13 protein-coding genes are annotated in these 8,186 nt (G+C 63.3%); 6 read left to right on the top strand and 7 right to left on the bottom strand.

Annotated features, from left to right (window positions below; all coding sequences use genetic code 11):
- Positions 1–136 precede the first annotated feature (136 nt).
- The 4 genes from AB0M20_RS16060 to AB0M20_RS16045 form a co-directional block, all read right to left on the bottom strand.
- Complete coding sequence (locus AB0M20_RS16060; protein WP_364298699.1) at positions 137–685, bottom strand: hypothetical protein; 549 nt, start codon at positions 683–685, stop codon at positions 137–139.
- Between the two features lie 965 nt (positions 686–1,650).
- The gene (locus AB0M20_RS16055; RefSeq protein ID WP_364298697.1) at positions 1,651–1,977 is read right to left on the bottom strand and encodes a hypothetical protein; all 327 of its coding nucleotides are present in this window, start codon (positions 1,975–1,977) and stop codon (positions 1,651–1,653) included.
- 121 nt (positions 1,978–2,098) lie between these two features.
- Positions 2,099–2,620, bottom strand: coding sequence for a MerR family transcriptional regulator (locus AB0M20_RS16050; RefSeq protein ID WP_364298702.1), 522 nt, complete (start codon positions 2,618–2,620; stop codon positions 2,099–2,101).
- Positions 2,621–2,907: 287 nt separating this feature from the next.
- On the bottom strand, positions 2,908–3,246 hold the full coding sequence (locus tag AB0M20_RS16045) for a helix-turn-helix transcriptional regulator (RefSeq protein ID WP_364298695.1): 339 nt from the start codon (positions 3,244–3,246) through the stop codon (positions 2,908–2,910).
- Positions 3,247–3,390: 144 nt separating this feature from the next.
- Here AB0M20_RS16045 and AB0M20_RS16040 point away from each other — a divergent pair, with 144 nt between their 5' ends.
- Together AB0M20_RS16040 and AB0M20_RS16035 are read left to right on the top strand one after the other, a co-directional pair.
- Entirely contained in the window at positions 3,391–4,008 is a 618-nt protein-coding gene (locus AB0M20_RS16040; protein ID WP_364298693.1) for a hypothetical protein, read from the top strand.
- Between the two features lie 78 nt (positions 4,009–4,086).
- Positions 4,087–4,320, top strand: coding sequence for a hypothetical protein (locus AB0M20_RS16035; RefSeq protein WP_364298691.1), 234 nt, complete (start codon positions 4,087–4,089; stop codon positions 4,318–4,320).
- A 29-nt stretch (positions 4,321–4,349) separates the two neighbouring features.
- On the opposite strand, the gene AB0M20_RS16030 is transcribed toward AB0M20_RS16035, so the two are convergent.
- Positions 4,350–4,646 carry a hypothetical protein gene (locus tag AB0M20_RS16030; RefSeq protein WP_364298689.1) on the bottom strand — a complete coding sequence of 99 codons (297 nt, stop codon included), beginning with the start codon at positions 4,644–4,646 and terminating at the stop codon, positions 4,350–4,352.
- Positions 4,647–4,723: 77 nt separating this feature from the next.
- On the opposite strand from AB0M20_RS16030, the gene AB0M20_RS16025 reads away from it, so the two are divergent.
- From AB0M20_RS16025 to AB0M20_RS16015, 3 genes are all read left to right on the top strand, one after another.
- Positions 4,724–5,362, top strand: a complete 639-nt coding sequence (locus AB0M20_RS16025; protein WP_364298687.1) for a hypothetical protein — start codon at positions 4,724–4,726, stop codon at positions 5,360–5,362.
- Positions 5,363–5,819: 457 nt separating this feature from the next.
- Complete coding sequence (locus AB0M20_RS16020; protein WP_364298685.1) at positions 5,820–6,314, top strand: nucleoside-diphosphate kinase; 495 nt, start codon at positions 5,820–5,822, stop codon at positions 6,312–6,314.
- A 7-nt stretch (positions 6,315–6,321) separates the two neighbouring features.
- On the top strand, positions 6,322–6,630 hold the full coding sequence (locus AB0M20_RS16015; RefSeq protein ID WP_364298683.1) for a hypothetical protein: 309 nt from the start codon (positions 6,322–6,324) through the stop codon (positions 6,628–6,630).
- Here AB0M20_RS16015 and AB0M20_RS16010 read toward each other — a convergent pair.
- Together AB0M20_RS16010 and AB0M20_RS16005 are read right to left on the bottom strand one after the other, a co-directional pair.
- Positions 6,627–7,037 carry an NUDIX hydrolase gene (locus AB0M20_RS16010; protein WP_364298681.1) on the bottom strand — a complete coding sequence of 137 codons (411 nt, stop codon included), beginning with the start codon at positions 7,035–7,037 and terminating at the stop codon, positions 6,627–6,629. The two genes, AB0M20_RS16015 and AB0M20_RS16010, sit on opposite strands and share 4 nt — an antisense overlap.
- On the bottom strand, positions 7,034–7,693 hold the full coding sequence (locus AB0M20_RS16005) for an NUDIX hydrolase (RefSeq protein ID WP_364298679.1): 660 nt from the start codon (positions 7,691–7,693) through the stop codon (positions 7,034–7,036). The genes AB0M20_RS16010 and AB0M20_RS16005 overlap by 4 nt, the downstream gene beginning before the upstream one ends.
- Positions 7,694–8,123: 430 nt before the next feature.
- Here AB0M20_RS16005 and AB0M20_RS16000 point away from each other — a divergent pair.
- On the top strand, positions 8,124–8,186 hold a 63-nt coding region (locus AB0M20_RS16000), incomplete at its 3' end, for an exo-beta-N-acetylmuramidase NamZ domain-containing protein (RefSeq protein WP_364298700.1).

The raw sequence follows: 8,186 nt of genomic DNA, 5'->3' as shown, positions 1-8,186 counted from the left end.
CACAGGGGCAGCAGCGCCGCAGCAGCGCCGCAGCAGCGCCACAGCAGCGCCAGAGCTGTCCCGTCACGGGACATGCTTGACACTCGCGTCCCACCTGTCGCTTGACATGATCACAAACTCGGATTCTCGCGTGGTATCAATCCGTCACGGGAGCCGGCGTTACTGGGACGGGCATCCCCTGCTTCGCCTCCAGTACGGCACGCCTGCCGAGAGGCCTGGCGAGATTCAAGCTGGCGCTGCGCGGATAACCCACCAACGTGCAGATCTCACCAACCGCATGAGCCTGCTCGATGACGATGACGACCACGGCCCTGTCGGACTCGACAGCTTCCGCGTAATAGTCGGCACCGCAGGGCTCGGTCGCCGGACGCTGAGAGCCTGTGAAAGTGACCATCAAGCGGCTGCCTGTCTCGCTGCCTCTTGCTGACTCGATGGTCAGACCCGCTGGAGGACTTGCAGCATCCCACGGTGGTGGCTGCATGCTCGGTGTAGCGGACGGGCCGGCTTCGGCGATTGCGTCGTCGTACCGCGCCAGCGCCTCGCCTGCCTGCTGACGCATCTCGCCGAGACTCTCGCCCCTGGCGAGCGGTATCGCGTCCCCCTCGGCGGGGTCATCGCTGCAGGCAGCCAGCAAGACAGCGATGGGAATCGCCGCAGCGCAGAGGAGCGACCTCGGCCAGGTCATCGTCCACCTCCGCAGGGCATCACTGCGTAACGCGGGCCGCCGCGACTGTACGTGGCTGGCTCCCTGGTGGCGGGCTCCTCACACTCCGCGGTCAGCTCATCGGCGCCCGCGCCTTACAGGTTCTCGGCTGGGCGGCATGTAGGCGCTGGTGTAGGTGGCCATCGCCGCGTACCGCATCTTTGGTTGGCCACTCTGCGTTGCAACGGTCTAACTCGTCAGTCTGGAGGGGTCGGCGTCTGAGGTGGTTTCGCACCTTTGGTCCACTCACGAACGTCGCTATCAGTGACCGTTTTTCAACGTGTACGTGCGTTATCATGCTAGTTAGGAAGCCACTTCGGCCGAGTGGCTGAGGGATGCAAGCGAAACCTGCAAGTGCAGAAAATGAACGTTCTTATTGCGTACGCGAAGTTAAAACTTCGTCTAAACGCGCGCGAAGTTGAAAAACGAGAAGCCAGGGGGTAGGGTCCTCGTTAGTCACAGCCATCATACCACAGATCTAACGTTCTGTCAAGGTCTTCAAGATCGTTTAACTAGCACCATGTAGGCCTTGAGCAGGAAAAACAGTTGGCCCCCGGGTGTTGGCGCACCCGAGGGCCGATGGTTCGGAACGTCCCTCGACCCATCCACTGAGTACGAAGGTAGATGCCCAAACCATGTCTAGCGTAGTTCCCCCTCGGGAAGACCAACAGGAACCCGGCGAAGACTCTGAGCACGACGGATCACTGCCCCTGCGATGGGCCTTGATCATTATCGCCTCCTTTGCAGGCGGTCTCGCGGTCGGCAGCCTCGTTGACCTCCTCGCTGGCGTCACCACGGGAGTAGCGGTGGCCGGCCTCCTGCATCGAGTGTTGGCAAAGCGTTAGCCTCAAGGCCCGGCTTGATCGGGGACGGTCAAGCCGGGTGAAGGTCACTGCGGCCCGGAACGTGAAGAACGCGGAACCGTCGCGCGTCCAATCGCGAAGTACCTACCCACGCTCGTCGCCGTACAAATGTCGTCCAGGGTGCTGCGCGTAGAGCAAGCAGGGGTCGTCGTCTTCGTCTCCGCTTGGCGTGCGGGTCTTACTGCACGGCGGCAGGGGGTTGATTTCCGCCGCCGTCAGGGTCCATTGCACCCACCAGTCGGTGTCGCCGGACTGCTGGCCGAGGCTTGCGTGTGGTCCGGCGTGTCGCGCGTCGAGGCTGCACGGCAGGGTGCGGCCGACCGTGTGTGCGGGCATCGGCAGCGATTCCAGCCATAGTTGCTGGCGGATATCTAGCTCAATTCGCGCTGGGCAATCGTCGGCGATGGACATCGTTCGATGCTATGTGCTGTCTACCCGTTTCAAGCCGCCCGACCGGACTCATATCCGGGTGAGTGATTCAGGACTACCGCGGTGGACGCCGCGGTGCTGAATCTCGCTCTGAGGGAGACTCTCAGCCAGCACGGCGGCGCGCCCGGCGCGCGACCAACTCGTCGCCCGCGCCCGGCTCGGCCGGTTCGGCCGGCAGGTTGGTTAGTGAACCGTGGATCTCCTTGGAGGCGCCGCCGATCGCGATGCCGAACACGCCTTGACCGCGCTGCAACAGGTCGACGACCTCCTCCGGCGAGCGGCACTCGTACACGGTGGTGCCGTCCGAGATCAGCGTGATGCCGGCCAGGTCCTCGACGCCGCGCGAGCGTAGCGTCTCGATGGCCTTACGGATGTTCTGAAGGGAGACTCCCGCGTCCAGCAGACGCTTGACGACTTTGAGGAGGACTAGGTCGCCGAACGAGTAGCGGCGCTCCGTGCCGGGGCCGAACGCCTCGCCGATGCTGGGCACGACCAGAGTTGTACTCGCCCAGTAGTTGAGCTGTCTGTAGCTAATGCCAACGGCACGGGCCGCTGTGTCGCCGCGATATCCGTCCTGCTCGGTACCGGTCGTCTTAGAGCTGTTGGCTTCGAACGCTCGCGTGATGGCGCCGGTGGAGGTAAGGGCCCCGAAGGCACATCGCATACCTCGCCACACGCGCGTTACCGGCGTGGCGTCCGCCCCCTGTAAGTACTCATGAAGATCGGCTCTCCAACCGGCCACATTCTCATCTCGTAGGTGCGGCGGGAGTCGCCGAGCAGCAAGGCGAAGAACGAGATGCGGAATTTGGTCGAGGCGGCCGCGGATTTCTTCGCTGAGAAGATCTCCGAGTGCTGTGACAAAAGCCAGCGCTGCTACACCTGAGCAAATACCTAGCAGCCACACAAAGACATTCACGCTAGGCGCCCTTCGGGTCGAAGCAGCTGGCTGCTGGGTCTAGCGGGCGCGATCTCCTGGTAGAACGCCGCTAGCCCTTGCCGCGCCCGGGTGATGCCGCGCTCGCTGAGTCGATACAGCCTCCGCGGCGGACGTGCTTCTTTGACCGGATCGATATGTTCCATTGTCGCCTCTAGCCAACCTGCGGCCAGGAGCCGAGCCAGGATCGGGTATATCTTCCCGCTGGGGAATGCTGTTAGCCGCATAAGCTCGTAGCCGTGTCGTTGAGCTCCCACGTCCTCGACGAACACGTACAGTACGGCTGCGACAGCGCGTGTGATACGGACGTCCTCCATGTGTAAGAGTCTTACATAGGGGGTCCACAAGGCCGGTAGCGACACGCCGCTGCGTCAGACGCGTGGCGGGGCCGGGCGCGCGGGCGCTGGCGTGGGCTTGGCGTGCCAGCATGGATGGTCGTGAAGAGCAGAGTCTGGACGGCTGTGGCGGTCATCGTGGCGGCCGTCGGTGTGGTCGCGGCGATCTACTTCCACAAGACGCATCCACGGGCGGTTACCGAAGAGGACGTGGGAATTGTCGCGGCTGGGATCGCGGCGGTGGCAGCGTGGTTGACCTACCGGGCGGCGGCGGAGTCGAGGACGGCGGCGGTCGAGTCGCGGCGGGCGTTGCAGCTGCATGGTCGGCCGGACCGGGGGACCTTGCGTTTTGCTGTGCGCGATCCTGATGATTTGCACGCCCAGATGGGTTGGGTGAAGGTGCCGGATCCGGCGCCGCTGTGGGCGGTGCTGGCCGTTCGAGGTGATCTGGCGGAAGAGTTCGAGGCGGTGTGGGTCGCCGACGACGGAGTGGTATGCGCCCCTCGGTACCTGGTGGTCGGGGATGCCCCGGAGTGCTATGAGGAGGTGGCGATCAAGTTGGAGGGAATCGCCGCAGCGGAGGAGGAAGGGCCGAACGGCGTTCGTGCGCCGGCGGCGGCGGTGCCGAGTTTGAAGGTATTCTGCCGGGACCGACAGACGGGCGCGCGGTGGTGCGCATCGTGGTCGTTTCCGCGGTGGCAGCAGCTGGGTTCCTACCAGCTGCGCTGGAAGCTGGACGATTAGGCCTGGCCATGGCCGTTGGACGGCCAGCACGCGGTGATGACTAGGGGTACACGAGCGCGGCGGAGTAGCCTCGCCGAGGTGGACGCGATGCAGACCCCGGACGGCGTGTGGCGCGTCGAGACGTACGTGCCGCAGCGTGGCCGGACGCCATGGTTCCGGCTGATCCACGTGCCAACCGAAAATGCCGTCGAGGGCCTGACGATCGGAAGCCTCCAGGAGCTCCTCGAAGCCGAGGGCTACGGCTGGGGTGACTTGGAGCCGGTTCCGGCAACAGGCTCGGATGCTGAGCGTCGGGGCGACAAGAGCGCTTAGCGCTGCCGCCGCCGTGGGCGTTGTCGTGACTACCAGCCCGGTTCACGCCTCGTAGAGGCCGGCTTCGGCCCCCACCGGCTGACTTCCCAGATGCCCGCCGCCGCGTGCCTTGCGTAGAACGCGTCGAGCACGGCCCGCGCGTCCTCCTCGTTCTGGAAGTGCTCCGTCGCGCTCCACCCGCCGCGCGGAAGCTCCATCGCGTGCACCTGCCAGTGCCCGTCGCTGAGGACCGACAGGATCACCTGTCGCACCTGCCGCCGTTCGCCATCGCGCTCGACAACCAGGATTCCCGACTCGCGGAGTCGGCCTATCTCGCGCGTTGCCATGGACGGACTTTATCGTACGCCTGTACGAATGTGGCGGCGTTGGCAGGCAGGAAGTGGGCCGGGGCTGCGTTCTATACATGACCACCGATGTTGCCTATTGTGCCCGGGTGATCGCGGGCATCGATCGGTGGCGTCCAGCGCTAGACCAGGTCGCGGAAGGTTACCGACGTTGGGAGCAGCGCCACGCCGGCCGCTTGCTGGGCTGGTCGACTCGTAAGCGATGGGCCGTGTTTGTGCTGGTACCTGTTCTGTTGATCGGCTGCGGCGGCAGCATCATTGCTCTGCCCGTGCAGTGGGTGTTGACGCAGACGATCGAGGAGAGCCGCGGAGCGCCATCGCCGGATGCGGCGGCTAACGAGTACCTGATGTCGCTCAGCTACAACGACGAGGAAGGTCCGGTCAACGTCCTCGACAACGACCACCAGGACGAGCTGCTCGACCAGTGGCGCCGGTACCGCGACGCGATGAGGGCCACCGACCCACCACCTTCACAACTGGACTACGGCGCACTCACCGTTGGGCCGATAAAGGACCGGCGGGCTGAGGTCACCACCGACGTGTCCGCGACCTGGTGGGGAACGGACGGGCGCATGAACGGCTTCCGGACCGAGAAACACACGTGGCGATTTCAGACCCGCGAGGATGGTGGCTGGCAGGTCGTTGCTGTGCAGCCGTACCCGTGGTGCGGCGGCTACGTGTACCCCGACAAGTGCTAGCTACGCAACCGCTGCCGCGGACCGTTCCAGCGTCAATGCCGCTAACGTCGATCCGATACCGATCTTGGTGAAACCGGCCACGAAGGGGACAATGACTCGGTGAGTGCGCTGCCAGACCCCGACGCTGAGTGGTGGACGACGACTGATGTCGCCACCTTCCTGGGCGTCCAGCTGGCGACCGTTAGCGGATATCGCAATCGAGGCCAGATGCCAGCACCTGACATGACGCTTGGTAGGACTCAGGCATGGAAGCCTGCGACGATCATCGCTTGGCACAACTCGCGTCCTAGGCCCGGCGTCGGCGGCAGGCCAGCTGTGACCGATTCGGACCAAGCCGACGTCTGACCTGCCGGGTGGCGGCGCAACGTCCGTCCGGAGATCTGGGCCCCGGAGATCAGGCGAGTGCCCCGATGAGGCAAGGTAGTTGTCACCGTCAACCTCAGAGGAGACTGACCATATGGCCACCGTAGAAAGAACGCTCGTGCTAATGAAGCCGGACGCTGTGATGCGGGGCCTAGTCGGCCGCATCGTTCAACGCTTCGAGGATGCCGGCTTGAAGATAGTCGGCAGCAAAATGAAGCGTTTGGACCCTGACTTCACGAAGCGCCACTACTTCGATCTGGAGGAGCGGTTCGGACCAACGGTGTACGCAAAGACTGCTGAGTTTATGCAGCAAGGGCCGGTGCTCGCCCTAGTGCTGGAAGGCGTAGAGGCTGCAAAGAACGTCAGACGCATCGTCGGCAGTACCTTCCCTAATGAGTCGGCAGCAGGGACCGTCCGCGGTGACTTCGCGCACGTATCAAAGGCCTATACGGACGCGCAACACAAGGTAATCGCCAACCTTGTGCACGCGTCCGGGAATTCGGAGGAAGCGAAGTACGAAGTAGACCTCTGGTTCGACACTGACGAGCTGTTCGAGTACGAAACCTTGGCCGAGAAGTACACATTCTGAGGTAGGTATGGAAACGGAAACCCCTCTACCCCCCATAACCGAACTGGTCAGGCAGTACGAAGACGAGGTGTACTTCGGCGATGACCGCGCTGCAGCTCAATTGGCGTTCGCACTAGCGGTGCGGCTACGCAGCGACGGTCAGATTGATGAAGCTAAGCGATACGCCAAGCGATCGCTCCAGCACACCGAGCGCCTACCTTCAAGATCTCTCGACGACGTCTCGACAGAACGCGCCAGCATTGGTGGCGTGCCATTGCCCGAGCTTTTTCATGACGGAGTGGTCAGGGCAAGGCTAAGTGACCTGTTGATCGACTAGCTAAGTCTGCTTGTGATGTAGTCCTGGACCGGGCCAAAGAAGGGGTAAGGCACGTAGTCGGCCAAGGTGGCCCGGTCACACCATTGCACCTCGGCCAATTCAACAGCATCGGCAACATAGGGCCTGCCGGCGAGAACCTTGCATGCCACGTAGATCATTCTACGTCCGGTCGCCGGATGGATTCGCTCGCCCAACCTCTGCTCTGCGTCAACGGTCAGGCCGACTTCTTCCTGAGTCTCCCGTATGGCCGCTTCCTCGCCGGACTCTCCTGGCTCGACCTGTCCAGCAGGAAACTGCCAAGACAGCGAACCCTCTCTTTCCTTGCGACGTACCATGAGGACACGGCCGTCCGACACAATCACGGCAGCAGCGATCGCTGGGCGCTCGGCTGTCGATCGCTCTGTCATTTGCTGTCCTCCAGGGCTTGCAATACGGGCGGGAAGATATTGTCCACCGGGATGAAGCGACTTAGGTTCGTACGCGGTACCCACAACGCCTCGATGTTCTCGTCGGCATCCTGGTTCGCGACGCTACCTGCGAGATAGTCGCACAGGAAGTAGTCGCAGTTCACACCAGTGATTGGGTGCACTCGACTGCCTAGCCGGGTTCGCACCGCGCAATGAATGCCAGTCTCCGCCAAGGTTTCGCGGATCGCGATCGTTTCGGCCGCCGCGCCGGGCTTCACGATGCCGGCCGGGAACTGCCAGGCGATGCCGCTTGCGTCGGAGTCCCGTCGGCAGACCACAAGGACGTCGCCTTCATTCACCACCACCGCGATCGCGACCGTCAGGGCAATGACATGGTGCCTGCCAGTCTCATGGCGATCGTCCGCGCGCAAGTGGCGCACGAAGCGAATCTTCTGCGACTCAGTCAAGCCGTCGAAGTTCTTGTCCAGCTGCCGTTGTGCTGTCGGCTGCAGCACCGCAGAGGGCCGCTCGTGCCACATCGCGACCGTGCGACGGGCAACCCCTATGCGGGCAGCGAACTCGTCCTGCGTCTCCCGAAGCGCGGCCTGCAGGGCGCACGCGTGTTGCCCGGTCCATTGGTCGACTACTTCCAACATCCCGACCTCCCGACCTCCCGACCCGATTGTGCACACGGGTTGCACAGCGACTGCTGCGGTTCAGCATCGTCACCGGCATCGATGTTCTGTTGACTTGAGTCACGAACGCACGGCGGTGCAGAGGTTGGTCACCAGCCTTCCCCGCCGCAGGAGTGATCGTACTGAAAGTGATCGAAGAGTACCGCTTGCCGAATACAAGGTGAGTTTGTACTCTGGCCACGAGCCTTGGCTCACGACGCACCGAAGGCCGGTGCACTCACACTCATCGCTCAGAGGAGCCAGTTATGCCGAACCAGCCTCGTATCAGCACGCAGCCGCGGCTGATGCTGGACACCGCCAACGTCATCTTTGAGATGGCGGACGACATCCTGCCGAAGATCGACGAGAAGACCGGTACGCAGAAGCTGGACCGGGAGTCCGGTCTGCCGATGTGGTGTTCGACATCCAGGACGTCGGCTGCCGCTTCTACACCTACATCTGGACGATGTACGAG

Source organism: Actinoplanes sp. NPDC051633 (assembly GCF_040681735.1).
GTDB lineage: Bacteria > Actinomycetota > Actinomycetes > Mycobacteriales > Micromonosporaceae > Actinoplanes.
This window is presented reverse-complemented; position numbering and strand designations above follow the sequence as displayed.

Excerpts from the sequence above, each read along its gene's own strand:
- AB0M20_RS16060 (WP_364298699.1), bottom strand. The coding sequence starts at position 685 with ATGACCTGGCCGAGGTCGCTCCTCTGCGCTGCGGCGATTCCCATCGCT.
- AB0M20_RS16055 (WP_364298697.1), bottom strand. The coding sequence starts at position 1,977 with ATGTCCATCGCCGACGATTGCCCAGCGCGAATTGAGCTAGATATCCGC.
- AB0M20_RS16045 (WP_364298695.1), bottom strand. The coding sequence starts at position 3,246 with ATGGAGGACGTCCGTATCACACGCGCTGTCGCAGCCGTACTGTACGTG.
- AB0M20_RS16030 (WP_364298689.1), bottom strand. The coding sequence starts at position 4,646 with ATGGCAACGCGCGAGATAGGCCGACTCCGCGAGTCGGGAATCCTGGTT.
- AB0M20_RS16025 (WP_364298687.1), top strand. The coding sequence starts at position 4,724 with ATGACCACCGATGTTGCCTATTGTGCCCGGGTGATCGCGGGCATCGAT.
- AB0M20_RS16020 (WP_364298685.1), top strand. The coding sequence starts at position 5,820 with ATGGCCACCGTAGAAAGAACGCTCGTGCTAATGAAGCCGGACGCTGTG.
- AB0M20_RS16015 (WP_364298683.1), top strand. The coding sequence starts at position 6,322 with ATGGAAACGGAAACCCCTCTACCCCCCATAACCGAACTGGTCAGGCAG.
- AB0M20_RS16010 (WP_364298681.1), bottom strand. The coding sequence starts at position 7,037 with ATGACAGAGCGATCGACAGCCGAGCGCCCAGCGATCGCTGCTGCCGTG.
- AB0M20_RS16005 (WP_364298679.1), bottom strand. The coding sequence starts at position 7,693 with ATGTTGGAAGTAGTCGACCAATGGACCGGGCAACACGCGTGCGCCCTG.